Annotated in this window: 21 protein-coding genes and 1 tRNA gene; 10 read left to right on the forward strand and 12 right to left on the reverse strand. The window is 63.7% G+C overall.

What is annotated here, in order from left to right:
* The first annotated feature begins 61 nt into the window (after window positions 1-61).
* Both AC1Q61_RS19905 and AC1Q61_RS19910 read left to right on the forward strand, forming a co-directional pair.
* Window positions 62-1,726 (forward strand): alpha/beta hydrolase, encoded by a 1,665-nt coding sequence (locus AC1Q61_RS19905; protein ID WP_007729186.1) that lies wholly within the window; start codon window positions 62-64, stop codon window positions 1,724-1,726.
* Between the two features lie 127 nt (window positions 1,727-1,853).
* Window positions 1,854-3,131 carry a lipase family protein gene (locus AC1Q61_RS19910; protein WP_215516221.1) on the forward strand — a complete coding sequence of 426 codons (1,278 nt, stop codon included), beginning with the start codon at window positions 1,854-1,856 and terminating at the stop codon, window positions 3,129-3,131.
* Between the two features lie 57 nt (window positions 3,132-3,188).
* Here AC1Q61_RS19910 and AC1Q61_RS19915 read toward each other — a convergent pair whose 3' ends face one another.
* Window positions 3,189-3,641, reverse strand: coding sequence for a hypothetical protein (locus tag AC1Q61_RS19915; RefSeq protein WP_019746221.1), 453 nt, complete (start codon window positions 3,639-3,641; stop codon window positions 3,189-3,191).
* A gap of 90 nt (window positions 3,642-3,731) precedes the next feature.
* Here AC1Q61_RS19915 and AC1Q61_RS19920 point away from each other — a divergent pair, with 90 nt between their 5' ends.
* Entirely contained in the window at window positions 3,732-4,259 is a 528-nt protein-coding gene (locus AC1Q61_RS19920) for a peptidylprolyl isomerase (RefSeq protein ID WP_007729190.1), read from the forward strand.
* A gap of 17 nt (window positions 4,260-4,276) precedes the next feature.
* A complete protein-coding gene (locus AC1Q61_RS19925) occupies window positions 4,277-5,221 on the forward strand; it encodes a rhomboid family intramembrane serine protease (RefSeq protein ID WP_042453365.1) in 945 nt (314 codons plus the stop codon).
* 31 nt (window positions 5,222-5,252) lie between these two features.
* Here the strand turns inward: AC1Q61_RS19925 and AC1Q61_RS19930 are convergent, their stop codons facing one another.
* A complete protein-coding gene (locus AC1Q61_RS19930; protein ID WP_042920742.1) occupies window positions 5,253-5,780 on the reverse strand; it encodes a lipoprotein LpqH in 528 nt (175 codons plus the stop codon).
* A 304-nt stretch (window positions 5,781-6,084) separates the two neighbouring features.
* Between AC1Q61_RS19930 and AC1Q61_RS19935 the strand changes: the two genes are divergently transcribed.
* The gene (locus tag AC1Q61_RS19935; protein WP_042920739.1) at window positions 6,085-7,428 is read left to right on the forward strand and encodes an MFS transporter; all 1,344 of its coding nucleotides are present in this window, start codon (window positions 6,085-6,087) and stop codon (window positions 7,426-7,428) included.
* Here the strand turns inward: AC1Q61_RS19935 and AC1Q61_RS19940 are convergent.
* A complete protein-coding gene (locus AC1Q61_RS19940) occupies window positions 7,419-9,284 on the reverse strand; it encodes a helix-turn-helix domain-containing protein (protein ID WP_050656770.1) in 1,866 nt (621 codons plus the stop codon). The two genes, AC1Q61_RS19935 and AC1Q61_RS19940, sit on opposite strands and share 10 nt — an antisense overlap.
* A 126-nt stretch (window positions 9,285-9,410) precedes the next feature.
* On the opposite strand from AC1Q61_RS19940, the gene AC1Q61_RS19945 reads away from it, so the two are divergent.
* Together AC1Q61_RS19945 and AC1Q61_RS19950 are read left to right on the forward strand one after the other, a co-directional pair.
* Window positions 9,411-10,778 carry an FAD-binding oxidoreductase gene (locus AC1Q61_RS19945; RefSeq protein WP_252194697.1) on the forward strand — a complete coding sequence of 456 codons (1,368 nt, stop codon included), beginning with the start codon at window positions 9,411-9,413 and terminating at the stop codon, window positions 10,776-10,778.
* Between the two features lie 106 nt (window positions 10,779-10,884).
* Window positions 10,885-11,733, forward strand: coding sequence for a TauD/TfdA family dioxygenase (locus AC1Q61_RS19950; protein WP_042920736.1), 849 nt, complete (start codon window positions 10,885-10,887; stop codon window positions 11,731-11,733).
* 8 nt (window positions 11,734-11,741) lie between these two features.
* On the opposite strand, the gene AC1Q61_RS19955 is transcribed toward AC1Q61_RS19950, so the two are convergent.
* Together AC1Q61_RS19955 and crgA are read right to left on the reverse strand one after the other, a co-directional pair.
* Entirely contained in the window at window positions 11,742-12,233 is a 492-nt protein-coding gene (locus tag AC1Q61_RS19955) for a PH domain-containing protein (RefSeq protein WP_051649510.1), read from the reverse strand.
* Window positions 12,234-12,340: 107 nt separating this feature from the next.
* Window positions 12,341-12,604: a cell division protein CrgA gene (gene crgA, locus AC1Q61_RS19960; protein WP_003942576.1), complete on the reverse strand. Its 264-nt coding sequence runs from the start codon at window positions 12,602-12,604 to the stop codon at window positions 12,341-12,343.
* Between the two features lie 102 nt (window positions 12,605-12,706).
* On the opposite strand from crgA, the gene AC1Q61_RS19965 reads away from it, so the two are divergent.
* Window positions 12,707-13,420 (forward strand): DUF881 domain-containing protein, encoded by a 714-nt coding sequence (locus AC1Q61_RS19965; protein WP_003942461.1) that lies wholly within the window; start codon window positions 12,707-12,709, stop codon window positions 13,418-13,420.
* 22 nt (window positions 13,421-13,442) lie between these two features.
* On the forward strand, window positions 13,443-14,108 hold the full coding sequence (locus tag AC1Q61_RS19970; protein ID WP_003942537.1) for an aminodeoxychorismate/anthranilate synthase component II: 666 nt from the start codon (window positions 13,443-13,445) through the stop codon (window positions 14,106-14,108).
* A gap of 57 nt (window positions 14,109-14,165) precedes the next feature.
* Here the strand turns inward: AC1Q61_RS19970 and pknB are convergent, their stop codons facing one another.
* The 7 genes from pknB to AC1Q61_RS20005 all read right to left on the reverse strand — a co-directional run bounded on the left by pknB (window position 14,166) and on the right by AC1Q61_RS20005 (window position 23,854).
* Complete coding sequence (gene pknB, locus AC1Q61_RS19975; RefSeq protein ID WP_404650083.1) at window positions 14,166-16,091, reverse strand: Stk1 family PASTA domain-containing Ser/Thr kinase; 1,926 nt, start codon at window positions 16,089-16,091, stop codon at window positions 14,166-14,168.
* Complete coding sequence (locus tag AC1Q61_RS19980; protein WP_283551461.1) at window positions 16,088-17,446, reverse strand: protein kinase domain-containing protein; 1,359 nt, start codon at window positions 17,444-17,446, stop codon at window positions 16,088-16,090. Before AC1Q61_RS19980 ends, pknB begins: the two co-directional genes overlap by 4 nt.
* 3 nt (window positions 17,447-17,449) lie before the next feature.
* A complete protein-coding gene (locus AC1Q61_RS19985) occupies window positions 17,450-18,916 on the reverse strand; it encodes a peptidoglycan D,D-transpeptidase FtsI family protein (protein WP_007735774.1) in 1,467 nt (488 codons plus the stop codon).
* Window positions 18,913-20,364: an FtsW/RodA/SpoVE family cell cycle protein gene (locus tag AC1Q61_RS19990; protein WP_003943414.1), complete on the reverse strand. Its 1,452-nt coding sequence runs from the start codon at window positions 20,362-20,364 to the stop codon at window positions 18,913-18,915. Before AC1Q61_RS19990 ends, AC1Q61_RS19985 begins: the two co-directional genes overlap by 4 nt.
* Window positions 20,364-21,788: a PP2C family protein-serine/threonine phosphatase gene (locus AC1Q61_RS19995; RefSeq protein WP_492651039.1), complete on the reverse strand. Its 1,425-nt coding sequence runs from the start codon at window positions 21,786-21,788 to the stop codon at window positions 20,364-20,366. The genes AC1Q61_RS19990 and AC1Q61_RS19995 overlap by 1 nt, the downstream gene beginning before the upstream one ends.
* Window positions 21,785-22,249, reverse strand: coding sequence for an FHA domain-containing protein FhaB/FipA (locus AC1Q61_RS20000; RefSeq protein WP_003943418.1), 465 nt, complete (start codon window positions 22,247-22,249; stop codon window positions 21,785-21,787). Before AC1Q61_RS20000 ends, AC1Q61_RS19995 begins: the two co-directional genes overlap by 4 nt.
* Window positions 22,250-22,435: 186 nt before the next feature.
* Entirely contained in the window at window positions 22,436-23,854 is a 1,419-nt protein-coding gene (locus tag AC1Q61_RS20005) for an FHA domain-containing protein (protein ID WP_020905627.1), read from the reverse strand.
* Window positions 23,855-24,108: 254 nt separating this feature from the next.
* Here AC1Q61_RS20005 and AC1Q61_RS20010 point away from each other — a divergent pair.
* Window positions 24,109-24,194 (forward strand) — tRNA-Leu (locus AC1Q61_RS20010).
* Window positions 24,195-25,057: the final 863 nt, after the last annotated feature.

Genomic DNA, 25,057 nt, shown 5'->3' on the forward strand with positions numbered 1-25,057 from the left:
CAGACTGGACGCGTGTGCGCTCCGTGACCTGATTCGGGCACGGGGCGCATACGATTCCGGCATGAAACGTGTGTGGGAACGGCTGCGCCTCTATTGCAAGACGCTGCACCCGGTCGGGCTTGCCTTTGCTCTGGTCTTCTTCACCTGGTCGATGAGTCCGTCCCTGTTGCCGCGCGCGTGGTACTTGCAGGGCGTTGCGACGGGCATCTCGCTCGCGATGGGATACGGCGTCGGCGTGACGGTTGCCTGGATGATCCGCAAGTGCGGCGTCGAACCGCAGTGGTCGGATCGCACCAAGAAGATCGGCTGGCGAATCCTGTTGGTCGCGGCCGTCATTCTGGTGCCGACGTTCTTGGTCCTCGGTTCGTGGTGGCAGCAGATCGTTCGCGATCTCGTGGAAGCTCCACGCACCAATCAAGCGAATTATCTTCTGGTGCTGATGATTTCGCTCGGAATCTGGTTCATCCTGCTCGAGGCAGGCCGTGGTCTTCGGTTCACCACCAACAAGCTCACCGCCGTCGCACTACGGTTCGTTCCCCTCGAGGCGGCGAAGGTCGGCAGCTTGATCGTCATCTTCGCCCTCGGCATCTTCATCGTGAACGGTGCGCTGTACAACGGGCTGATCGCCTTCGCGAACTGGAGTTTCTCCGGTGCGGATCATGAAACACCGGACGGCATCGAACAGCCCATGATTGCAGAGCGCAGCGGTTCGCCGATGTCCGCCGAGGCTTGGGATTCTCTCGGCCAGGAGGGGCGCACCTTCATGGGTAGCGGTCCCACTGCAGCCGAGATCTCTGCATTGACCGGACGTGAAGCGAAGCAACCGATCCGGGTGTATGCCGGACGTGAATCCTCGGACTCGATCAACGGTGTCGCACAGCGGGTCGTCGACGAGTTGGAGCGCACCGGCGGATTCGACCGCGGAACCCTCGCAGTTGTCACGACCACCGGCCGCGGTTGGGTGAACGAGGACGTCGCGTCGGCGTTCGAGTACGTCGAGGGCGGGGACACGGCGATCGCGTCGATGCAGTACTCGTTCCTTCCGAGTCCGTTGGCCTTCATCGCCGACCGTGAGACGCCGATGATCGCCGGCCGCGCGCTGTTCAACGCGGTCTACGCCAAGTGGATCGACTTGCCCGTTGAGACGCGACCCGAACTGGTTGTCTTCGGTGAGAGCCTCGGCTCCTACGGTGGCCAGGCGGCATTTGCCGGCGCTCAGGACATGATGACGCGCGTCGACGGCGCACTGTGGGTCGGAACCCCCAACTTCACTGCTCAGTGGCAGGAAATCACGGACAGTCGTGACTCGGGCTCACCGGAGATCCTGCCGGTGATCGACGGCGGCCAGGCAATTCGGTTTGCCGGTGATCCGGAAGATCTGGAGCTGAAGTCGGACTGGGACGACGATCGCATCGTGTACTGGCAGCACGCCAGCGACCCGATCACGTGGTGGTCCTTCGACCTGCTGCTCAACAAGCCGGATTGGCTCAAGGAACCGCTGGGGCGCGACGTGGATCCGGGAATGACATGGGTGCCTCTCGTGACCTTCTGGCAGGTCACCCTCGACATGGTCTTCTCGGCTGACGTCCCGTCCGGGCACGGTCACAATTACGGCGAGGATGCAGCGGACATGTGGGCCAAGATCCTGCACCCCGAGGCCTGGACCTCTGCCGATACCGACAAGCTTCGTGCGCTACTGACCACCAATCTGGAGCCCACGAAGTAGTCGTAAACGGTTGTAATTCAGCCTGTTAAGGCGAAAACCTCACGAAAAAGTGTTACGTGAGGTATGTGTTACTCTGCGTTCGCTGTGTGCCAAGCCACAGCGCAGGCGAACGTGGGGAGATCGAAACGTGAAGAGCAGAGCATGGTGGGCGGCCGGGGTCTCCGTCGCGGCACTGGTCATGGGTGCTGTGACGGCCCCTGCCGCAACGGCGGAGCCGGCGGATTTCTACACGCCGCCGTCGGAGCTTCCGGCAGGTGCCAACGGAGATCTCATCAAGAGTGAGCCGTCACCACTGCTGCTGAGCGTGCCCGGATCGAACGGTGCGTGGCCGGCAACCGCCACCAAGATCATGTATCGAAGCGAGGACGCCAAGGGCGCCCCCGTTGCCGTGACGGGCACCTATCTCGAACCGTCGAACCCGTGGACCGGGCAGGGGGCGCGTCCACTGGTTGCCGCAGCGGTAGGAACGCATGGGCAGGGCGATCAATGCGCACCGTCCAAGCTGTTCAACACCGGTATCGAGTACCAGTTCCCGACGGACGTCATGGTCGGCTACGAGTCCATCTGGGTGAACACGTTGCTGCTCAACGGCATTGCCGTCGTTGTCACCGATTACGAGGGTCTCGGAACTCCGGGCGATCACACCTACGTCAACCGTGAAGCCGAAGCGCACGCGGTTCTGGACTCGGTGCGAGCCGCTCAGCAACTCCCGAACGCGAGCATTCCCGCCGACGGCCCCGTCGGACTGTGGGGTTACTCGCAAGGTGGTGGAGCTGCCGCTGCCGCAACGGAATTGAAGCCGTCGTATGCTCCTGAGCTTGATCTCAAGGGCACGTACGCAGGTGCACCGCCCGCCGATCTGGCGGCGACGCTGCAGCAGGTCGACGGCACGTTCCTCACCGGAGTGATCGGATACGCGCTCAACGGGATCCTTGCGCAGTACCCCGAGGTTCAGCCGCTGCTCGACGCCGAGATCAACGATCGCGGCCGACAGATGTTGGCCGCCACCAAGAACCAGTGTGTCGCCGAAAGTGGATTGCAGTTCGGCTTCCAGCAGTCGTCGAGCTTCACCAATTCCGGTGAATCACTCTCCGCAGTTCTGGCGCGTCTGCCCATGGCGCAGGCAATCCTCGACGAGCAGAAGATCGGCAAGCTGACGCCGGAGTCGCCCGTGCTCATTCAGCATGGCCGCTCCGACGACATCGTTCCGTTCGGCCAGGGACAGCAACTGGCGCGAGACTGGTGCGGCAAGGGCGCGACGGTGCAGTTCTCCGTCAACGAACTGCCCCCGATCATTCCGGGACTGGCAATCAATCACGCGACGCCGTACCTGGTGGGTACCCCGGAATCCGTCGGATACATGATCGATCGCTTCAACAACGTCCCGGCACCGTCCAACTGCTGAACGTGAACATCGAAAAGCCCCGGAACACAATCTGTTCCGGGGCTTTTCGTATCTCGACTAAGCGGTCTTCTCGGCCGAGTTCTCCTCGAGGCGAGGGGGTGCGGAAGCGACCGGCGGATGCTCGCGTCGGCGGCTCTTGAAGAACACCGCGCCACCGATCACCGCAACACCGGCGATGACGAACACGGCGACGCGCTTGCGGCCGCGAGGCTTCTCGGTGCGTTCCGCGGACTTCGTGGGGATAGCCTTTGCGCGCTCTACGCCCTTCTTGGCGAGGACTTTGCCCTGACGACCCAGGAACAACCCGACCTGCCCGGCGCCGCGAGCGACCGATGTGGCGACCACCGCAGCGATGCGGCGAGCGTTGTCGGCTGCCTCGGACTCCTTGATGCGAGCCGCTGTCTCTTCGAGGTAGGCGGCAGTCTCGTCGAAGGTGTCCTCGACGCGGGCGCGCGCGTGATCGAAGGTGTCGGGCAACTGCGTGCTGAGGGACTCGGTCACTCGTGTCATGACTTCACTGTGCCATAACAGTGGGGCGAGGACAGGGAGACTTTTGCGGGGCGACATCCACGAGAACGCCGGCAATGGCACGATGGTGGTGTGACTTCAACTCATCAGACCGCAACCGCAACGCTGCACACGAACCGCGGCGACATCAAGATCGCTCTGTTCGGCAACCATGCGCCGAAGACCGTCGAAAACTTCGTCGGCCTCGCCGACGGCTCGAAGGAGTACACCACCGCAAACGCCGCCGGCACCAAGACCGGCCCGTTCTACGACGGTGCCATCTTCCACCGCGTCATCGACGGCTTCATGATCCAGGGTGGCGACCCCACCGGAACCGGCACCGGCGGCCCGGGCTACAAGTTCGGTGACGAGTTCCACCCGGAACTGCAGTTCGACCGTTCCTACCTGCTGGCCATGGCCAACGCAGGCCCGGGAACCAACGGCTCGCAGTTCTTCATCACCACCGGCCCGACGCCGCACCTGAACCGTCGCCACACCATCTTCGGTGAGGTTCTCGACGACGATTCCAAGAAGGTTGTCGACGCTATCTCCTCCACCGCCGTCGATCGTGGCGATCGTCCGGTCGAGCCCGTCGTGATCAACAGCATCACCATCTCCTGAACAGGTAAAACAAGCAGATGACGAACCCCGGTTGGGGCGGCGGTGCGAGTGAGGGCATCCCGCCCCAACCGCGGTGCGTCCGCCATCCAGATCGACCTACCGCACTTTCCTGCAATCGTTGTGGACGACCGGCGTGCCCGGACTGCCTCCGCGAGGCGGCGGTGGGATACCAATGTGTTGACTGTGTAGCTGCCGGTCAGCGTGATGTCCGTCCCGTTCGGGGCGTCGCCGGAAACACCGTGAGCCCCACCCGTGCGGTCCCGGTCGTGACGTACACCTTGATGGGGCTCAACGTCCTGGCGTTCCTCGCCACCTTCGCACAGTCGCGAAGCATCATGAACAATCAGGTCGGCTCGTCGATCTTCGCGAACTGGGCACTCAATCCGGGGCTCGTCGCCAGCGGTGACTGGTTCCGGCTCATCGGCTCCGGGTTCCTGCACTTCGGCATCTTGCACCTCGCGGTCAACATGTACGCCCTCTACATCCTCGGACGCGACACCGAAATCGTGATGGGCCGCTCGAGGTACATCGGCATCTACCTGGTTTCGCTTCTCGGCGGTTCCGCCTCGGTGATGGCATTCCAGCCGGTGTTCTCTTCGCTCACGGCCCTGTCCTGGACTGCTGGGGCGTCGGGAGCGATCTTCGGCATCATGGGCGCACAGGCAGTCCTTCTATTGCGTTTGCGTCGAAGCCCGGTCCCGATCATCTCGGTGATCGCGATCAATGTGATCATCAGCATTTCGCTGCCCGGGATCTCGTTCTGGGGTCACGCGGGAGGTCTGGTGGCAGGTGCCGCAACGGCCGCTGCATTCCTGTACGCCCCGCAGTGGTTGGGCGCCGGTGAGAACCGCGTGAAAGCAGTGCGGATCGGCTGGATCGCTTTTGGTGCCGTCACAGTGGTGACAATCGGAGTCATCGTGCTCCGCGTCGTTCAACTGCGCGAACAGCTGGGAATCAGCTAGCAAGAATCCTAGGGCCCAGCCGTTCTATGGCTCAGCCGCCGATGATGGACTCACAGGCGAACGTGATCTCGAAGCTCGACGTCGCCGTCGGGTTGCCCTTGTCCCGGGCGCCGATTCCCTCGCCCGTCACCACGAAGGTATCGCCGTCCTGCTTGGCACTGGCAGATCCGCCGGGCAGTCCCGGTGCGAATCCGGCGGTGTACGGCAGACCGTTCGATCCACCCTCGCTTCCGGCGATTCCGGCAGTCTGAACCGTGCCGGATTCATCGACGATGGCCGAGACGGTCAACATGCCGTAGGTGGGATTTTCCGCGTCGAGCAGTGTCATAACTGTCGTGCCGCCGTCCTTTGCGCACTTCGTCTCGAATTTGGCGTCGAGCGTCTTCCCGCCGACGGTGGCCGAGGATGTAGCGGACGAGGCGCCGGCAGCGCTCTTGTCGGAGTTGGTCTTGTCGGAGTCGCTGCCGCAGGCGGAGGCGAATATAGCGACCGCCGCGAGGGTGGCAGCGACTGCGGTGGAGGACCGGCGGGTCATCGTGGTCCGAACCAACTTCGTCATGTTCTGTCCTTCAAGTCACGCGGTGCGTCCGCACTTGCTCTGGCTGTTTCGCCGACAACACTAGCCAGTGACTCGGTGCTCGTAGCTCTAAACCCCCAGCTCAGACGGGTTTGTCGCCTTCGACTGTTCAGGGACGTTCGTCGGGCTGCCCGGGATCATCTGCCGGATCTTTGGGAGCAATCGCACATGCAGAGACGGCTTCTGTAGAGATTGTCCACATAGGTTGGGCTCGGTCGTGCTTCTACTGTGGCTTGAGTCACTTCGTAGATAGCAACGCTGACCTTTTCCGAGGAGTACCCCTGCCATGACCTCCACCGATAGCACCACCACTGACGGTGGGGTTGCGCCGAGCGAGATCGAATCTCGCGTGGTGAAGAAGGTAGCGCGCCGGCTGATTCCCTTCCTGATCCTGCTCTATTTCGTGAACTATCTGGATCGTACGAACATCGCTTTCGCCAAGCTCACCATGAGCGCCGACCTCGGTATGACCGAGACGATGTTCGGGCTCGCATCCGGTCTCTTCTTCGTCGGCTATCTGCTGTTCGAGGTGCCGAGCAACCTGGCCCTGCACCGCTTCGGCGCTCGGCTGTGGATCGCGCGGATCATGCTCACCTGGGGCATCCTCGCCGCTGCGCTGGCATTCGTGCCGAATGTCGGCAGCCTCTATTTCCTCCGCATACTGCTGGGCATCGCCGAGGCCGGCTTCTTCCCCGGAGTTCTTCTCTACCTGACCTTCTGGTTCCCGAAGAAGTACCGCGTGCGCCTGATGGGTCTGTTCCTGCTGACGCTTCCGCTCTCGTCGGCGCTCGGTGCCCCGCTTTCGGCGGCCATCATCCAGTACGGCGACGGACTGTTCGGCCTCGCCGGATGGCGCGTGATGTACCTGATCGAGGGTCTGCCCGCCGTGATCTTGGCGTTTGTCGTCTGGTTCTACCTCACCGATCGTCCCGCCGACGCAAAGTGGTTGACCCTCGAGGAGCGCACCTGGCTGATGAAGTCCATGGCCGACGAGGAGAAAGAACTCGGCGACGCCGGTCACCAGTCCGCCGGCAAGACCCTGCGCGATCCCCGCGTCATCGGTTTCGGTCTGGTCTACTTCGGAATCACGTACGGCCTTTACGCTTTGAGCTTCTTCCTGCCCAGCATCGTCGCGGGATTCAAGCAGACGTTCGACACCGATTTCTCGCTCGTCGAGACAGGCCTGATCGTGGCCGTCCCCTACGCGATCGGCGCTGTCGCGATGGTGCTGTGGAGCCGCCATTCCGACAAGACCGGTGAACGAATGTGGCACGTTGCAGCCCCGACGCTCCTGGGCGCGGTATCAATTCCGATTGCGCTGTACCTGGATTCACCGTTCACCGTCATGATCGCGGTCTCGCTCACCGCCGTCGGCGTGCTGTGTGCACTCCCCGTATTCTGGTACCTTCCCACCACGTTCCTGACGGGTGCCAGCGCGGCCGCGGGCATCGCCATGATCAACTCGATCGGCAACGCGTCGGGCTTCGGTGCTCCGTACATCACCGGCTGGCTCACCGATGTGACCGGAAATGCCAAGGCAGGACTGTGGGTGGTGGGCGCCGTGATGCTCTGTGCCGCAATCCTTGTGGTGGCACTGGCAAAGCGATCGAGCAAGCCCGCTCAGATCTGACCGAGTTTCCCGGCACTGGCACGCAGCCGGATCAGGAGCGCAAGATCGAGCGCCTGGTCCGGCTGACGCCACTGTGTACCGATCAACCTGTCGATCGACTCGAGCCGTTGGTACAGAGTGTTGGCGTGAATCGCGAGCGCGGCGGCGGTCGCGGAGTGCTTGCAATTGTGTGACAGGTACGACGCGAGGGTGTCCAATAGCGGAACGCCGCGTCGTTGCTCCTCCTCGAGGAGAGGACCGAGGGAACGCTCTGTCAGGGCTTCCAGTTCTTCGCGGCCGGTGCGGCTGAGGAGAATTCGGTAGATGCCGAGTGAACTTGCCGGTTCCACGTGGGAGGCCCGCCCGAGAGTCTCGAGGACGTCGACGGTGTGCTGCGCCTCGACATACGCTCGCGCCAGACCTTCCGCTCCCACCGCCGGATCGGCGATTCCGACGGTCGGGTTCTCCGCCGGCTGCACCCACGCCGCCGCAACTGCTGCCGGTGACATTCCGGGAATCAGTGTGATGACTCGTGAACCATGTTCGGCAACAACGGTTCCTGACGGGAATGCAATTTCCTCGATACTGCGACGCGTACGGTCGACGGCGTCGGCCGGGCGGGCCACCACGACGGTGTACGAGCGGTCAGGATTGAGCCCGGCCAGGCGGAACTGACCGGTGACCTCGGCTGGCGTCGGCGCAGGCCTGGTGATCAGATCGACCAGAAATGCGTCGCGTGCCCGACGGGTAGCTTCCCTGGCCGCCCGTTCGCCGACCAGTGCCAGCGCAATGGCGGGAGCTGACCTTTCGAGTGCCAATCTCATGGCGGCGGTGGGTTCCTGGCGCGAGAGTAGGAACAGAACTCCGAGTTGGTCACCGGCACTGCGTACTTCGGTGGCGAACAGGAACTGCTCACCGACGATCAGCGTCACCTCCTGCTCGCGTCGGTCGGCGGCAAAGATGTCGAAGACCCGATGCACGCTCTCGCTCACCCGTTGCAGTCCCGGTGGAATCTCGGATGTTCCGGTCACGAAGAACACCGGCGAACCCGTCGACGCCGAGGTTTCCTCCACGAGTTCACGGACTCCACCGCCGCGCAGGACAACTTGTGTGAGCGAACGATCCCAAGTCAGTGTCTGTTCGAGAAGTGCTGTGCGCTTAGCAAGTTCGGTGTTCGCTGCATTCACTTCTGCAACCGTCGCGCGATAGCGTTCGAGAGAGCGGGCATTCTCGATCGCCACCGAGGCATGAGCTGCGAGGGCGGACAGCAACGCAACTTCCTCGTTGCCGAATCGGCGCTCCTGACGTTTGCACGCGCACAGCGCACCCAGGATCTTGCCGTTCAAGGTCAGCGGCACGGCCAACAGGCCGCGCATGTTCTCCGCTCGCGCTGCGTCGTCGGCGGGCCCGATGTGTGCAAACGAGGGGTCGTTTCGATAGTCGGAAGACCAAGCGGGAGAAGAGTTCTCGACTACGCGACCGATCAGACCTTCGCGGAACGGAACCGTGAGGCCGAGCAGTTGGGAGGTGTACGCACCGCTCGTGACTTCGATGATCAAGATGTCGTCGTGAATGAGAGCAAGGTACGAAAGGTCCACGCCGAGTAGTCGTTTGGCCTGATCCACGATCTCCTGCAGGAGGGCGTGGTGATCGTGCATCGTGGTCAGCAGCGACGCGATGTCGTTGAGTGCCCCGAGTTCGGTGGCGCGCTGTCGGCGCTGAGCCAGGAGACTTCGTAGTTGAAGTGCCGATCGGGCTTCTCGCTCGATTTCGGCGGCGACTTCGGGGCCTGACCCAGCGGCCAACTGATCGCGGTGTTCGATCAGTTCCTCGGTGGATGCCTCGGCCAGGAGAAGCTGTAGCCAGTTCTCGTGCATCCGCGCTCCCTTGTCAGACCAACTCGTCAGACCAATGATGAGTATGGAGAAAATGTCCATACAGTTTCCGGTTTCTCGGAGTAAATCTACATGGGGTGGTGTAGCGGCCGTCACTATCGTGGAGACATGACACTCCTCGAGGCGCTCGGCTCGCAAATCGATGCGGATCGACTGATCACCGACCCCGACATCATGGCGAGCTACATCCACGACGACGCCGAGTGGGCTCCCTACGAGATGCCGGTCGCGGTGGTCCGTCCGCGCACAGCCGAGCAGGTACAGACAGTTGTGCAGGCGTGCATCGCCCACGGTGCGCCCGTCGTCACGCGCGGCGCCGGCACCGGTCTGTCGGGTGGAGCCAACGCAGTCGCCGGCGGCGTCGTGATCGCCTTCGACGCGATGAACGCCATCAAGGAGATCAACACCCTCGAGCGTTTGGCCGTGGTCGAACCCGGAGTGGTCAACGATCACCTCCGCGACGCCTGCGCCGAGCACGGCCTCTGGTATCCACCCGATCCGGCGAGCGCACCCTGGTCGACGATCGGCGGCAACGTCGCGACCAATGCCGGCGGCCTGTGCTGCGTCAAGTACGGCGTCACCAAGGACTACGTGCTGGGCATGCAGGTGGTTACGGGAACCGGTGAGCTGGTTCGGCTCGGGCGTCGAACTGCCAAGGGAGTGGCTGGGTTTGATCTCTCGGCACTCATGGTCGGCTCCGAAGGCACTCTCGGGGTGATCACCGAGGTGACCGTCAAGCTTCGTCCTCAGCGCGATCCCGAACGCACCATCGTCGGATACTTCGACTCCATCGTTGCTGCGGGCAAGGCCGTCGAGGCCGTCGCCGCAGACGGGCTCACGCCGTCGGCCCTCGAGCTGATCGATCGGCAGTGTCTCCTTGCCGTCGACGCCTGGAAGAACATGGGCCTCTCGGCTGACGCCGAGGTGGTCCTGCTCGGCCGAATCGACACACCGGGCGAGATCGGCGACGCCGAAGCCGAGCGAATGTTGGCCTGTTTCAACCGTTCCAGGGCTACCTGGAGCGCGAGATCCACCGACCAGGAGGAAGCCGACGCCCTGTTCTCCGCCCGGCGTCTGGCGTACCCCGCCCTCGAGCGGCTCGGCCCGGTGCTCACCGAGGACATTTGCGTCCCAAAGGCGGCGGTCCCGGAGATGTTGGCACGGATCGAGGCCATTTCGGCCCGGCACGACACGCACATCGCGAACATCGCGCACGCGGGTGACGGCAACCTGCACCCGCTGCTGATCACGCCACACGACGACGAAGCGGCGCGGAGGCGCGCTCAGGCCGCTTTTGCCGAGATCATCGACAACGCCCTCGAGTTGGGCGGAACCGTCACCGGTGAGCACGGCGTCGGCCTACTGAAGATGGGTGGCCTGGCACAGGAACTGTCACCGGCCGTCGTCGCGATGCATCATGCAATCAAGGGCGCACTCGACCCTCACGGAATCATGAACCCGGGCAAGGTGATCTGAAAGGCTGGCTCCGTAACCGAATCGGTTTCCGGAGTTACGCCGTCGAAATGACGAGTTCCTACGCTCGAGTTGAACCGTTTGGCCAACTCGACGTATGGAGTCATGAATGTTCTCTTCCGATTTGACGCTGGCAAGTGTTGTTCCGCGGCGCGTGGAGACGGTCGAGGCCGTCCGGGCGGCAATCGCTCTCGACGGCGCCGCGGTCTTCGGTGGCCTGCACACCGAGGAAGATGCCATTGCCTTCGCGTCGAAGTTGCTCGGTGAGAAGTGCATTCGCGTCGGCCGCCAGTTCGAGGCGAGTGCCAAGAGTCAGGATGCCGAAGCCGCTGTCGTCGACACGCAACCGGTGGACGAACGCGGCCGCAAGCGCTCGTTCGGTATCTCCGGCGAGCGGATGACTGCCCACAACGACGGTTTTGCGTTCGGTGACTACGCGCCCGACTATCTGTTTCTGTGGTGCAAGCGTCCGGCGTATCCGAGTGGCGGCGACTCGTTTCTCATCGATGCGCTCAAACTGACGCGGTTGCTCGCCTTCGATCCCGCAACCGCTGAATTGGCCGAATTCTGTTGGAGCACAGACATCGACCATTCGGAACCGAACTTCCCGCAGAACACATTTGCGCCGATCGCCAGGACGGTGCCGAGTGGACGCAACCAGGTTCGCTATCACCCGTACCTCGCGCCGATCGCCGGTGAATCGGAAGTAGCGCAGTGGCCGCTGGTGAAGCAGTGGAGTGAGGCCGTGATTTACGTGCGAGACAGCGGGCCGATGTTCCGCGCCGAAGCAGGCGAGATGATCTGCATCGACAACTACCGGGTGCTTCACGGCCGCGACGGATACACCGACCCCGGCCGTGAGCTGTACTCGATCTGGGGATGGTCGAGCGACGCCGTCGCGGTGCCGCAGCAGGCTCTAGACATCGTGCAGCCGGACCTCGCGGCACTGGCCATGTAAACCCGCGCCTACTTCTCGGGCGGCACCAAGCCGTGAACGGCGAGCACGTCCAGGACGTCCTCCGGCGTCGTACCGAGATCCCAGCGTCCGAAGATCAACAGCTTCTCCGTGTCGGTGGGACGGTCGACGATGTCGATCTCGAGCATCGGGACGCGTCGACCCAGACGCGGGTAGCGGACAAGCCGCACGCGGTCGATCTGTTCGTGAGTGAACTCGTGCCGGGCGCGCAGTCGCTGCACCGCGATCGACTTGGTTCCCCCGTCTTCGATCACAGCCAGGCGGGGACGCTGACGCAGGGCGAGTCCGCCCATCACGAACAGCCCGATCACCGCGAGGGCGAGCAGGAAGCGGCCGGCCGGCTCCGTGGGCGCGATTATCGAGGCGATCGCGAGGGCAATTCCGCCGCCGAACATCGCGTAGACAACACCCATCGGAGTGGCCCACGAGATCACCTCCGTGACGTTGTCACGAGGCTGTGGATGAAATTCATCCTCGAGCATGTGGATAACTTCCTAGGTTGTCCACAGGAGTTATCCACAATGGGGATGAATGACACCCATGTAATTGAATGACGGTCACGATCCGGGTCGAATCAGATACTCGCTGTTCAGCGCCATCTCATGGTCATGACAAGGCCGACAACCATGAAACCGAAGCCGACGAGGAAGTTATAGTTTCCCAAGTCGTTCATCCACGTGATCGAATCCGCGGCCAAGTAGTACACAATCAGCCATGCCAGGCCGACAAGCATGAATCCGAGCATCACCGAGACGTACAACGTGCTCGACGGACCCATCTTCACCTTCACCGGAGTGCGGTTTGCCGGGTTGACTGTGTAGTCGTTCTTCTTACGGACCTTCGACTTGGGCATGACGTCCTCGCTCTACGGTGTGACCTGCATGTGTTACCTACACGCTAACGTAGCTGTGTCCAGTTGGTCACCGGCCGACCTGCACAATCCGGGAGGAGCCACGTGTCTTCGGGTGAATCTTCACGAACCGTCTGGCACATCGGTGTACTTGCCGTCTGCCTGGTAGCCGGTCTGATGGTCGCCACGGCGCAACGATCCGCCGAGGAGAACCAGCTCCAGGTCACCGAAAGCACCAGGCTCTCCGATCTGGTTCGCAGCGCCCAGGCCAATGCCGAAAAAGTCTCGGCCGACCGGGACGAACTTGCCGCCCAGCTCGATTCGCTGCAGCAAGACGCCGCTCGGTCCGACGCCGGAGTGGCCGCCGCGCTCGGTGACATCAAGAACATCTCCGCCGACGCGGGACTGACGGAGATGACCGGCCCGGGTGTTGTCGTCACGATGACGGACGCTCCGCGCAACGCCGACGGCAAGTATCCGGTCGACGCCACCCCGGACGACCTCGTCGTGCATCAGCAGGACGTTCAGAGCGTCCTGAACGCACTGTGGGCGGGCGGTGCCGAAGCGGTGGGCATGCAGGACCAACGGATCATCAGTACGTCGGCGCCGCGGTGCATCGGAAACACTCTTCTTCTGCACGGTCGCACCTACAGTCCGCCCTACGTGATGAGTGCCATCGGCGACGTCGCGCGCCTCGAGGCGGCACTCGCTGCCGAACCGGGCATTCGGATCTACAAGCAGTACGCGACCCGCTTCGGCCTCGGGTACACGCAGGCAACGCCGTCGCAGATCACGGTCCCCGCCTATACCGGCGGATAGCACGGGCGTTTACCCTGCTCTCATGAGGATTCTCGTCGTCGACAACTACGACAGCTTTGTGTTCAACCTGGTGCAGTACCTCGGCCAGCTCGGAACCGAAGCCGTGGTCTGGCGCAACGACGATCCACAACTGACGGCAGACCTCGAAGGTGCAGTAGCGCAGTTCGACGGCATTCTCCTGAGCCCGGGCCCCGGAACTCCGCAGCGCGCGGGAGCGACGATGGATCTGGTGAAGGTCTGCGCCGACACCAAGACTCCGCTGCTCGGCGTCTGCCTCGGACACCAGGCGATCGGTGCGGCTTTCGGCGGAACCGTCGACCGCGCGCCCGAACTGCTTCACGGCAAGACGAGTCTGGTTCACCATAAGGACGTCGGCGTCCTGGCCGGACTGCCCGATCCGTTCACCGCTACCCGCTACCACTCGCTGACGGTTCTCGAGGACACCATTCCCGAGGAACTCGAGGTGACCGCCCACACCGAGAGCGGCGTCGTGATGGCGATGCGTCACCGCGAACTGCCGATTCACGGCGTCCAGTTCCACCCGGAGTCCGTCCTCACTCAGGGTGGACACCGGATGCTCGCGAACTGGCTCGCAGTCTGCGGTGAGGCGCCTCCGGAAGGACTCGTCGCAGCTCTCGAGGCCGAGGTCGCGTCGGCGCTCGGCGGCGCATTGCCCGCAATTCTCTGACACCTGTCCACAAAAAAGTGCCTCCCGGAAATCTCCGGGAGGCACTTTTTCACTTTGCTAGCGGCCGGGGATTCCGAGCGCTCCGACGCTGACGGTGATGACCGCGTCCTTGGAGATCTCCGAGCCCGGAGGCTGCGTCTGCGAGACGATCTTGCCCACCATTTCCGGGGTGAGCGTCGTGCTCTGGTTCTGCACCAGCTGCGAAGCGGTTCCGGCCCAACCGGCTGCGCGAAGCGTGCTCAACGCCTCCGACACCGTCTTGTTGGTCAGATCAGGCATCGCGACCTGGTTGCCGTTGGACACTCGTAGCGTCACGGTCGAACCCTTGGTGGCCGACGTACCGCCGGTCGGGTCGGTCGAAACAACCTGTCCCTTCGGCAGTCCCGAATCGATCTCCGTGATCTGGACGACGAACCCGGCACCTTCGATGTTGGGCCTCGCCACCTCTTCACGCTGACCGGTGACGTCCGGGACACGAACCTGCTCCGGTCCGGTGCCGACGGTGATCGAGACCGCGGAATCGAGAACAACCGACACTCCGACGGCAGGATCCTGATTGACGATCTTGTCGACCTCGGCGACGGTCGATGCCGCCTTGCCGATGGTCGGATCAAGTCGGAGTCCGACGGAGTTGAGCTTCTTCTCCGCGTCGTCCTGGCTCAGCCCGGTCAGGCGTGGGATCGCGACCTGCTCGGGTCCGGTGGACACGTCGATGGTGACGGTGCTGCCCTTCTCGATACGCACCCCGGCAACCGGACGCGTCGTGATGACGTTTCCGGCGGCGATCACCTTGTCCGTCTTCTGCTGACGCTCCACCTGGAATCCGGCGTTGGTCAGCGTCGCCTCGGCGACGTCGGCGGGCTGGTTGGTCAGGTCACCCGGAACGGTCACCATCTCGACCTTCGGCGAGTTCACCCGAATGAGGAAGAACGTCACCAGACCGATCACCAGAAGCGCCGCGATGCCCATCAGGGCGTAGCGTCCGCCCTTCTTCTTGGCAGGCGGCTCGGCAGCGCGAGTTGTCCGTGCAGGAACCGGCTCGACCGGATCAGGAGCAGTGCGGTAGTTCCCGGTGTCGGAGCCGACGGCGCCGAGGATGGTGGTGCGGTCCTCGTCGTTCATCACCATCGGCGCACTCGGACGCTGACCGCCCAGAACGCGTACCAAGTCGCTGCGCATGTCGCCGGCGCTCTGGTAGCGGTTGGCCGGGTTCTTGCTCATCGCCTTGAGAATGATCGAATCCAGCTCGCGCGGAATGTCGGGATTGATCTCCGACGGCGTCTGCGGATCCTCACGAACATGCTGGTACGCCACGGCGACCGGTGAATCACCTTTGAACGGCGGCTCGCCCGTCAGAATCTCGAACAGCACACAACCGAGCGAGTAGACGTCCGAACGTGCGTCCACCTGCTCACCTCGCGCCTGCTCCGGCGAGAGGTACTGAGCGGTGCCGATCACGGCGGCCGTCTGCGTCATCGGGCTCGACGCGTCGGAAATGGCACGGGCGATACCGAAGTCCATCACCTTCACGGCGCCGGCACGGTTGATCATGATGTTGGCGGGCTTGACGTCGCGGTGCACGATGCCGTTGCGGTGGCTGAAGTCCAAAGCGGCGCACACGTCCGCGATCACTTCCATCGCCTTGCGCGGAGTCATCGGCCCGGTGCTGCGCACGATGTCACGCAACGTGTCGCCGTCGACGTACTCCATGACGATGTACGGCAGCGGCCCGGCGTCGGTCTCGGCTTCACCGGTGTCGTAGACGGCCACGATCGCCGGATGGTTCAGCGCGGCAGCGTTCTGCGCCTCACGACGGAACCGCAAGTAGAACGTGGGATCGCGCGCGAGGTCTGCACGCAGCACCTTGATCGCGACGTCGCGGCTGAGTCGGAGGTCGCGCGCCAGGTGAACCTCGGACATTCCGCCGAAGCCGAGAATCTCACCCAGCTCGTAGCGGGAGGAGAGATTGCGGGGTGTCGTCATTGGTCTTGTCCTAGCGGTTCTTCAGCGTCTCCGGGATCCGCCAACGGCTCAGTGGTCGTTGTGGTCGTCGTTGTCGTCGTGGTGGTGGTTGTGGTCGTCGGAGTTGTTGTTGTCGTGGTCGGAGTTGTCGTGGTGGTTGTCGGCTCGGTGGTCGTTGTCGTCGGCCGAGTCGTCGTGGTGGTCGGCTCGGTGGTGGTCGTCGTCGGCCGAGTCGTCGTGGTGGTGGGCTTGGTCGTCGTCGTGGTCGGCAACGTCGTGGACGTGACGACGGGCGGCGTCGGGTCGCTCGGACCGTCGGTCGCGATCCAGACTCCGCCGATGATCAACGCCAACAAGATCAATCCGCCGCCGGCCCATGCCACGGCCTTCTGCCCACTGGTCATTCCGCCGGCTGCCGCGTCGTCCGTTGCAGCTGCGCCCGTCACCGGGCCCGCGTACGTCGGCGGCATGACCTGCGTGGCACCCGTTGCCGGCAACGCGCTCGCGGCACCGGTGGCGAGCAGACCGGGCGGCGGTGGACGCCTTCCTGCCCGAACGGCTGCAACGGCGTCGGCGAACTCGCCGCCACTGGCGTAGCGGCCGGCCGGATCCTTGGTCAACGTGATGTCGATGAGCTCGCGGATGTTCGGCGGCAGGTCGGCCGGCATCGGCGCCGGGGTTTCCTGCACGTGCTTCATCGCGACGGTCAGCGCGCCGTCACCGGTGAACGGGCGTCGACCCGAAAGTGCTTCGTATCCGACGATTCCCAGCGAGTACACGTCGCTCGCCGCGGTCGCGTCCTGACCGAGGGCCTGCTCGGGCGCGATGTACTGGGCGGTGCCCATCACCATTCCCGTGCGCGTGACAGGAGAGTTCTCGACGGCCTTGGCGATGCCGAAGTCCGTGATCTTCACCTGGCCAGTAGGCGTGATGAGGATATTGCCCGGCTTCACGTCGCGGTGCACGACACCGGCGTCGTGTGCGACCTGCAGGGCGCGGCCGGTCTGCTCGAGCATGTCGAGGGCATGCGGAACCGCCAGGCGGCCGACGCGTGCCAGGACGGCGTTGAGCGGTTCACCGTTGACGAGTTCCATCACCAGGTACGCCGTGGAATCACCCGAGCTGTCACGGGTCTCGCCGTAGTCGTAGATTCCGGCGATACCGGGATGGTTGAGCTGCGCGGTGGTGCGGGCCTCGAAGCGGAAGCGCTCCAAGAACTCCGGATCGGAAGAGAACTCGGACTTGAGTACCTTGACGGCGACGCGACGGTTGAGCCGGGAGTCGGTGGCTTCCCACACCTGACCCATCCCACCGGTGGCGATGAGACGGATCAATCGGTAACGATCGGCGATCAAAGCGCCGTTGTTCAACGCCACGGTTCAGCCCCCTTGGATTCCGGCTGCGATGACTGCACGACCGATCGGCGCAGCAACCGAGCCACCGGTAGCGGCAAGTCCGCGGTCACCACCGTTCTCGACGATGACGGCCACGGCGACCGTCGGATTCTGCGCCGGTGCAAAAGCGATGTACCAGGCGTGCGGCGGAGTTTCCCGCGGATTCACGCCGTGCTCGGCGGTACCGGTCTTGGACGCGATCTGAACGCCGGGGATCTTGCCGTCGCCGCCGGTGAAGTTCTCCGAGCCGATCATCAGATCGGTCAGCGTGGCCGCAACTGCCGGCGAGATCGCCTGACCCATCGACACCGGTGACGGCGTACTGAGATCGGTCAGATCGGGTGCCTGCAACTGGGAGATCAGGTTGGGCTGCATCCGCACACCACCGTTGGCGACGGTAGCGGCGATCACTGCGTTCTCGAGCGGGGTCACCGCGACGTCGCGCTGGCCGATGCTGGTCTGGCCGAGGGCCGCGTCGTCGGAGATGTCGCCGACGGTGCTGTCTGCGACCGGCAGCGGGATCGCGGGAGTGTTGGGCCCGATGCCGAAAGCGCTGGCCTCGTCCTTGATGGCGTCGGCGCCGTCCTTGATGCCCAGTTCGACGAAAGCGGTGTTGCACGAGCGCGCGAAAGCGTCGCGCAACGACGCCGTCGGGTTGGGGCCGCACGTGCTGCCGTTGTAGTTCTCGAGGGTCGTGCTGGTGCCGGGCAGCGTGATCTGCGGCGCCGCGGTCAGCTGGTCGTCCGGCGTCGCACCGTTGCCAAGAGCTGCAGCCGTGGTGAGCACCTTGAACGTCGAACCGGGCGGGTAGGTCTGCGAGATAGCGCGGTTGACCAACGGATCGTTGGGATCGGCATTGAGCTCGTCCCACGCCTTGGTGGTTTCGGCGCCGTCGTGGCTGGCAAGCAGATTCGGGTCGTAGCTCGGGGTGCTGACCATCGTCAGGATGCGTCCGGTGCTCGGCTCGATGGCGACGACGGAACCGGTGTAACCCTTGCTGGTCAGCTGGTCGTACGCCACCTGCTGCATGGCCGGATTGAGCGTCGTGACGACGTTGCCGCCGCGCGGATCGCGTCCGGACACCAGGTCGAAGAAGCGCTGACTGAACAACCGGTTGTCCGAGCCGTTGAGAATCGGATCCTCGGTGCGCTCGAGGCCGGCGCTGCCGTACTGCATCGAGTAGAAGCCCGTGACCGGTGCGTACGGGTACGGATTCGGATACTCGCGCAGGTACTTGTACCGGTCGTCGGTGGCGCGGGAGGCGGCAAGCACCTGACCGGAAGCCGAGATCTGACCTCGCTGGCGTGAGTACTCGTCGAGCAGCACCCGCGAGTTGCGCGGGTCGGCTCGCAGGTCGTCAGCTTTGATGACCTGTACGTACGTGGCGTTGGCGAGGAGCGCGACAACCATCACCATGACGGCCATCGCGACGCGGCGCAGTGGAGTGTTCATACGCGCGGCATCATCTCGGTATTGGCGTCAGCGATTGGGGGCGGACCTTTCTTCTTCGTCACTACCGGCGCACGAGCCGCGTCCGAGATCCGGACGAGGATGGCCAGCAGTAGGTAATTCGCGAGCAGCGACGAGCCGCCGTACGACATGAACGGTGTAGTCAGACCCGTCAGCGGGATCAGCTTGGTGACGCCGCCGACGACGACGAAGATCTGGATCGCGATGGTGAACGACAGACCGGCGGCGAGCAGTTTGCCGAAGCTGTCGCGCACTGCCAACGCCGTACGCAGGCCGCGGACGATGAGAAGCAAGAACAGCATCAGCACAGCGGCCAGGCCGATCAAGCCGAGCTCTTCGCCGATGGTCGCGATGATGAAGTCCGTCTTCGCGAACGGCACCTGGTTGGGTCGACCACTGCCCAGACCTGTTCCGGCGATACCGCCGGTGGCCAGGCCGAACAGCGATTGCGAGATCTGATACCCGGTATTGGCGTAGTCGCCGAGCGGGTCCAGCCAGGTGTCGACGCGCACGCGCACGTGTCCGAACATCTTGTAGGCGAAGAAGAATCCGATGGCGAGCAGTCCGCCGCCGATCACCAGCCAGCCCACACGCTCGGTCGCGATGTAGAGCATCACCAGCACGGTGCTGAAGAGCAGCAACGACGTACCGAGGTCTGTTTCGAAGACGAGAACGCCCACCGAGACGATCCAGGCGAGCAGGATCGGCCCGAGGTCGCGGGCACGCGGAAAGTCCATGCCCAGGAAGTGTTTACCGGCCGAGGTGAACAGGTCGCGCTTCGCGACGAGCACCGACGCGAAGAAGATGATGAGCAGGATCTTCGCGAACTCACCTGGCTGAATGCTGAATCCGGGCAGGCGAATCCAGATCTTCGCGCCGTTCACGCTCGAGAACTTCGCCGGCAGGATCGCAGGAATCGCCAGGAACACCAGACCTGCGAGGCCGAGCGTGTAGCTGAACCGCGCCATCAGGCGGTAGTCCTTCAAGAACACGAGCAGCAACACGAAACCGGTGATCGCCAATGCAGTCCACATGACCTGCTGGTTCGCATCCGGAGACGGTGCCTCGACGCCGTTGTAGAGCGCTGTTTGTTCGTCGGCGAGGTCGAGTCGGTGGATGAGCACCAACCCAAGGCCGTTGAGCAGGGCGACGATCGGCAGCAACAGCGGATCGGCGTACGGCGCATACCGCCGAATTGCCAAGTGCGCGATCAGGAACAAGCCCGTGTACGCGAGCGCGTACTTGGCCAGATCGAGAGTGATCTTCTGTTCCTGGCTCGCCTCGACGAGCAGAAGCGAGACCGTCGTGATGATGACGGCAAAGCCCAGGAGCAGCAGCTCCACGTTTCGGCGGGTCGACTGGACCGGCGCCGGGGCAAAACCTCCGGGCGGACTCGGAAAAGCCGTCCCCGCAGCTGCGTTGGACGACATCAGTTGACCGTCCTGCAAGTCTGACCGGGAACTTCGGTCGGCGTCGGCGTAGTCGTGGGTGCCGCCGTCGTCGGCGTGGCCGGCTCCGCGGGCGGTGCGGGGGTCGGCGTGGTCTCTGGTGCCGGCGGGGGAGTGGGCGTGGCCGTCGTCGTCGGAATCGGCTCACAACGAGGCAGCAGATCGCCGCCGATGAGACGGATCATCTGGCTCTGCGCATCCTCACGCTTGCCGGACGGCAACCCGGCGCGCACCTGCTCCTGCGCCGACGGCTGCAGATCCGTCACTTCGAGGATGTTGCAGTTGCTGGGAATCGCGTCGGGGGAGACGAGGGTCAGGACGTCGTCGTCGCCGACGCAACCCACCAGATCCGCGTCTTGCAGCGAGTAGCCGAGCACCGAACCGGGGATTCCGCGCAGCACCGTCACGCGGCCGTTGTCTTCGCCGACGTAGTAGTTGTTGCGGATGACGGCGCGGCCGATCACGGCGCCGACGCCGACCAGCGCGATCAGCACCACGGCGAGGACCACCCACCACAACCGGTTCCGCTTCTTCTTCGGTTCCGGTTCGGGTTGGGAGACAACTCGCTTGGGCGTCGCGCGCGGCGGACGCATGGCAGCGGCGCGGCCGGCAGCGGTGTTGGGGGGAGGGGCGTCCTCTTCCTCTTCCGTCGACGCGGCGCCCGCGACGATGGGATGCGACTGGCCGTAGTCGAGGTCGATGACATCGGCGACGACGACGGTGACGTTGTCGGGACCGCCGCTGCGCAGCGCCAATTCGATGAGACGGTCGGCGCACTGCTCCTGCGAGCCCTCGCGCATCGTGTTCTCGATGGTCTCGTCGCTGACCACGTCGGAGAGGCCGTCGGAGCAGAGCAGGTAACGATCCCCGGCGCGAGCTTCGCGCACGGTGAGCGTCGGCTCGATCTCGTTGCCGGTCAACGCCCGCATGATCAGGGATCGCTGCGGGTGCGTGTGTGCCTGTTCGGCGGTGATCCTGCCCTCGTCGACCAGCGACTGAACGAACGTGTCGTCGCGGGTGATCTGCGTCAGGTGATCGTCGCGCAGCAGGTAGGCGCGCGAGTCGCCGATGTGCACGAGACCGAGCTTGCTACCGGAGAAGAGGATCGCGGTGAGCGTGGTGCCCATGCCGTCGAGTTCGGGCTCTTCCTCAACGTGATCGGCGATGGAATCGTTGCCCTCGCGGGTGGCTGCCTCGAGCTTGCCGAGCAGATCCTCGCCGGGCTCGTCGTCGTCGAGATGCGCCAGGGCGGCAATCATCAACTGCGACGCGACCTCACCGGCCGCGTGTCCGCCCATGCCGTCGGCCAAAGCCAACAGGCGTGCACCGGCGTACACGGAATCTTCGTTGTTGGAGCGCACGAGACCGCGGTCGCTGCGCGCCGCGTAGCGGAGAACAAGGGTCACGGGCGTAGCTCGATTACCGTCTTGCCGACGCGAACCGGGGTGCCCAGCGGGACGCGCACCGCAGTGGTGACCTTGGCGCGGTCCAGATAGGTGCCGTTGGTCGAACCGAGATCCTCGACGTACCAGTCAGCGCCGCGCTGCGAGAGCCTCGCATGGCGCGTCGACGCGTAATCGTCGGTGAGAACGAGCGTCGAATCATCGGCGCGGCCGATCATGACGGGCTGAGAACCCAGGGTGATGCGGGTACCGGCGAGGGCGCCCTGCGTGACCACCAGGTACCGAGGCACCTTCGCCTTGCCCAGCGAGGGCAGGACCTTTCCGGCACGGGTGTACCGCGGCGGAACCCTGACCCCGGAGCCGGCATAGATGTCGGAGCGGAGAGTGCGGAGGACTGCCCAGACGAACAGCCACAGTAGGAGCAGGAAGCCCGCCCGTGTGAGTTGCAGAATCAGGCCCTGCACGGCTGTCCACCTCCTTCTATGGCTCGAGCCCCGCCGCAGCGGGGTTCGAGCATTGTCGACTGGCAGCATCATAGGGGGCTCTGGGCCCCGAAGATCACGATACTGACAGCCGCGTGACGGCGGCGCGCCGACGGACCGCCGAATGTTCGATTGTTATCGGAAAAATCCTGGCGTCCGTTTCTCAGCTCAGAGAATGCGAACCAGAATCTCCGAGTGACCTGCGCGAATGATGTCGCCGTCTGCCAGCTGCCAGTCCTGGACCGGTGCTCCGTTGACGGTGGTGCCGTTCGTGGATCCCAAATCGGACAGCATCGCGGTGCGGCCGTCCCAACGGATGTCGATGTGGCGACGTGAGACGCCGGTGTCCGGGAGGCGGAACTGAGCTTCCTGGCCGCGGCCGATGACATTGCTGCCGTCGCGAAGCTGGAAGTGGCGTCCGCTGCCGTCTTCGAGCTGCAAGGTTGCCGTCAGGCTCTGGGCCGTCGGTGCGTAACCGCCCTGCGGCTGGGCATAGCCCTGCTGCGGGTAGGCCTGCGTCTGCTCGAAGTTGCCGCCCTGCTCGTAGCCGGCCTGCTCGTACGGCTGCTGTGTGTACGCCTGCTGGTCGTAGCCGCCCTGCTGGTAGCTCTGCTGGTCGTAGCCCGGCTGATCGTAGGACTGGCCGTTGTAGGGCTGCTGGTAACCCTGCTGGTCGTAGCCACCCTGCTGGTAACCCTGCTGGTCGTACCCACCCTGGTACGCCTGCTGGCCGTAGCCCTGCTGGTCGTACGGCTGCTGCTGGTAACCCTGCTGGTCGTAGCCGCCGCCCTGCTGGTCATAGCCCTGCTGGTCGTAACCGGCCTGCTCGTACGGCTGCTGCTGGTTCGGGTACGCCTGCTGGTCGTAGCCACCCTGCTGCTGGTTGTAGCCCTGCTGGTCGTCGCCCGTGCGGTAACCGTCGCCGCGGTCGTAACCGTTCTGGTACGGCGCTTCCTGGCCCTGCGGAGCGGCATAACCGCCGTCGTCGTGGGAGTACCCGTTCCGTGCCGGCTGCTGCGGTTCGGGCTGGCGACCCGCCGGTTCGCGGCTTGGTTCGTAGCCTGAGTTCTGCGTCATGGGGCCGGCTCCTGGTTGTGACGGGACTGGATTGGAAACAGGGGGAACAATCGGTGCGGGTCGCTGAGGCGGCCGTTGTGGAGGCCGCGACGAAACCTGCGGAACATGCGACGGCGGCGATGCCTGCTCGGCGTCACCATCCGGGTCGACGGTTCCGCGGGTGCGGAACTGACCGGTGTGGAGCGTAGGCGAAGGCTCGAAAGTGACCGAGATGTCGCCGTACGTCTGCCAACCCTGATCGCGGATGAAATCCTGCAGGTGTCGGCTGAAAGCTTTGGTCGTCAGTTCGCGATCAGCTGCCAGCTCTTCGTGATCGGAGTTGTTGATGGTGATCACGTAGTTGTTGGGGGCGAGAAGGATTCCGCCGCCGAGGTGCTCGACGCGGTCACGTGCCTCCTGCTGGAGCGCCGCCTCTACTTCCTGCGGCACAACGCCACCACCGAAGACCCGCGCGAATGCGTCGCCGACAGCTCCTTGGAGCTTTCGTTCGAAACGCTGCACGATGCCCATCGGGCCCTCCTCTCGCCTCGCATCTACGACAGCAAAATGCTCGGCAAGTAGCGCCGGCACCGCCTTGTCGCGTGTCGTCCAAACTGCTGTACAGGTTCCACGGTACTGTCAAATGACGCTTCGGCAGTACCTGGCCGCTGTTTCAGCATGGTATCGGTTCTGGGCTTTCGGGTGCTCGGTGTTCATCGATTCGTGCCCTGAGCTGCACGAATAGAACTTTCAAAGTTTGTCGTGATAATGTTTCGGCGTTGCTCGGGCGAGTGGCGGAATGGCAGACGCGCTGGCTTCAGGTGCCAGTGTCCTTCGGGACGTGGGGGTTCAAGTCCCCCTTCGCCCACCAAACAAAGGTCGCGGATCCTCACGGGTCTGCGGCCTTTGTGTTTAGCTGAGGCATGGAAGATGCCTCCCACTCGGTTCCTTGAACACTTGGCCAACTTCTATCGCTTCTTGGCGCCGAATGTTTTGAAAGGTTGGCGTACGCGTTCGACTGGGTCCGCGCCCTTGGAACTAGCCTAGGTGGCTAGAACGATGGCGAAGCCGTCGAGCGCTGCCTGTAGAAGCGTCTGTGCCCGCGACTCCGGTGCTGGTGAACACGCGCATGGTGTGCTTGCCTCGATGCTCATCCTCGTCGCTGCGTGGTCGAAGCAATCGAATTCGTGTGCGCCGGCAAGGTTTGGGTCTTACAAACCGGATATTCGAGCTTCGTAAGCGGCGCGGTCGCCTACCGTGAACAGTACGACGCCAACGACTTTCGCCGGGACCTCCCGATCGAGCACGCCCGTAACTGGGTCGGTCGGATTGCCACAATTACGCGGCCACGCATCTGTACTTGCCAGGCGAGGATCTGGCTGCGATCGACAGTCGTGGGCGCTAGGGAACGCCATACATAATCCAGTATCGGTGGTTTCGGCTCAGAGACGCGTCGACTAAGCACGTAAGAATAGCTGAACGATATTCTTGTTCGACTTGTCATCCGTTTGAATGACAGCGCGGTTTGCGTGGTGTCCTTCATTCGAACGACAGACAAAGTGGACATGGTTTAATATGCTCGAACCGGCTCTATTCTGGCCTGGGGGCGAAATGTTTGGATGTATCCGAAGGTGAGACGGTTCTGATGGGGATATTGATTGCTAATTGAGATCTGCGAAAAATAAGGTATGGGTAGAGGCGATAGTCGAGTATTCAAACGTTCCGTTTGGCTGC

This window comes from Rhodococcus sp. MPR-R1B, assembly GCF_058793255.1.

What these genes read in the sequence shown, in the direction of transcription:
- AC1Q61_RS19905 (WP_007729186.1), top strand. Translation starts at nt 62, where the DNA reads ATGAAACGTGTGTGGGAACGGCTGCGCCTCTATTGCAAGACGCTGCAC.
- AC1Q61_RS19915 (WP_019746221.1), bottom strand. Translation starts at nt 3,641, where the DNA reads ATGACACGAGTGACCGAGTCCCTCAGCACGCAGTTGCCCGACACCTTC.
- AC1Q61_RS19925 (WP_042453365.1), top strand. Translation starts at nt 4,277, where the DNA reads ATGACGAACCCCGGTTGGGGCGGCGGTGCGAGTGAGGGCATCCCGCCC.
- AC1Q61_RS19930 (WP_042920742.1), bottom strand. Translation starts at nt 5,780, where the DNA reads ATGACGAAGTTGGTTCGGACCACGATGACCCGCCGGTCCTCCACCGCA.
- AC1Q61_RS19935 (WP_042920739.1), top strand. Translation starts at nt 6,085, where the DNA reads ATGACCTCCACCGATAGCACCACCACTGACGGTGGGGTTGCGCCGAGC.
- AC1Q61_RS19940 (WP_050656770.1), bottom strand. Translation starts at nt 9,284, where the DNA reads ATGCACGAGAACTGGCTACAGCTTCTCCTGGCCGAGGCATCCACCGAG.
- AC1Q61_RS19945 (WP_252194697.1), top strand. Translation starts at nt 9,411, where the DNA reads ATGACACTCCTCGAGGCGCTCGGCTCGCAAATCGATGCGGATCGACTG.
- AC1Q61_RS19950 (WP_042920736.1), top strand. Translation starts at nt 10,885, where the DNA reads ATGTTCTCTTCCGATTTGACGCTGGCAAGTGTTGTTCCGCGGCGCGTG.
- AC1Q61_RS19955 (WP_051649510.1), bottom strand. Translation starts at nt 12,233, where the DNA reads ATGCTCGAGGATGAATTTCATCCACAGCCTCGTGACAACGTCACGGAG.
- crgA (WP_003942576.1), bottom strand. Translation starts at nt 12,604, where the DNA reads ATGCCCAAGTCGAAGGTCCGTAAGAAGAACGACTACACAGTCAACCCG.
- AC1Q61_RS19970 (WP_003942537.1), top strand. Translation starts at nt 13,443, where the DNA reads ATGAGGATTCTCGTCGTCGACAACTACGACAGCTTTGTGTTCAACCTG.
- pknB (WP_404650083.1), bottom strand. Translation starts at nt 16,091, where the DNA reads ATGACGACACCCCGCAATCTCTCCTCCCGCTACGAGCTGGGTGAGATT.
- AC1Q61_RS19985 (WP_007735774.1), bottom strand. Translation starts at nt 18,916, where the DNA reads ATGAACACTCCACTGCGCCGCGTCGCGATGGCCGTCATGGTGATGGTT.
- AC1Q61_RS19990 (WP_003943414.1), bottom strand. Translation starts at nt 20,364, where the DNA reads ATGTCGTCCAACGCAGCTGCGGGGACGGCTTTTCCGAGTCCGCCCGGA.
- AC1Q61_RS20005 (WP_020905627.1), bottom strand. Translation starts at nt 23,854, where the DNA reads ATGGGCATCGTGCAGCGTTTCGAACGAAAGCTCCAAGGAGCTGTCGGC.